This window comes from Bradyrhizobium sp. Ken51 (assembly GCF_055807435.1).
The window spans coordinates 1-236 of record NZ_JBVVPB010000213.1 but is presented as its reverse complement, the minus strand read 5'-3'; the positions used below and the strand labels follow the sequence as shown (position 1 = coordinate 236).

The window sequence follows — 236 nt, the reverse complement described above, 5'->3', positions numbered from 1 at the left end:
CGATGGGCGTGATGCCGACGAGTTATTGGCAATCCTCGCCAGTAAATCCCGTGACAAAAGTCGCACGCCCATGCAATGGAGCAACGGCGATAATGCCGGGTTTACGGCTGGCGAACCGTGGATTGGCCTGGGCGATAACTATCAACAAATCAACGTAGAAGCCGCGCTGGCCGATGATTCCTCGGTGTTTTCCACCTACCAAAAGTTCATCGCACTGCGTAAGCAGGAAGCCATCC

The 236-nt window shown here is 54.7% G+C and carries 1 protein-coding gene; it reads left to right on the top strand.

Features of this window, described 5'->3' with window-relative positions; all coding sequences use genetic code 11:
• Window positions 1-236: alpha-amylase family glycosyl hydrolase (locus tag AC0L27_RS41525; protein WP_473323950.1), on the top strand; the 236-nt coding region annotated here is incomplete at both ends.